This window comes from Phyllobacterium chamaecytisi (genome assembly GCF_020164455.1).
Taxonomy (GTDB): Bacteria; Pseudomonadota; Alphaproteobacteria; order Rhizobiales; family Rhizobiaceae; genus Phyllobacterium; species Phyllobacterium chamaecytisi.
Window position 1 is genome coordinate 1 of sequence record NZ_JAIQWW010000089.1, and the last position, 295, is coordinate 295.

At 63.1% G+C, this 295-nt stretch carries 1 protein-coding gene; it reads left to right on the plus strand.

Features of this window, described 5'->3' with window-relative positions; genetic code table 11:
• Window positions 1-295, plus strand: a 295-nt coding sequence (locus LB462_RS31065; protein WP_255628353.1) for an EF-Tu/IF-2/RF-3 family GTPase, incomplete at both ends; no start/stop codon positions are given.

The following is a 295-nucleotide window of genomic DNA, read 5'->3' on the forward strand; positions in this document are numbered from 1 at the left end:
GGGCCGTGGTACGGTTGTGACGGGCCGCGTCGAGCGCGGTATCGTCAAGGTTGGTGAAGAAGTCGAGATCATCGGCATCAAGCCGACGACGAAGACGACGGTGACCGGCGTCGAGATGTTCCGCAAGCTGCTCGACCAGGGCCAGGCTGGCGACAACATCGGTGCGCTGATCCGCGGCGTTGGCCGTGAAGACGTCGAGCGCGGCCAGATCCTTGCCAAGCCCGGTTCGGTCAAGCCGCACACCAAGTTCAAGGCAGAAGCCTATATCCTGACGAAGGACGAAGGTGGCCGTCAC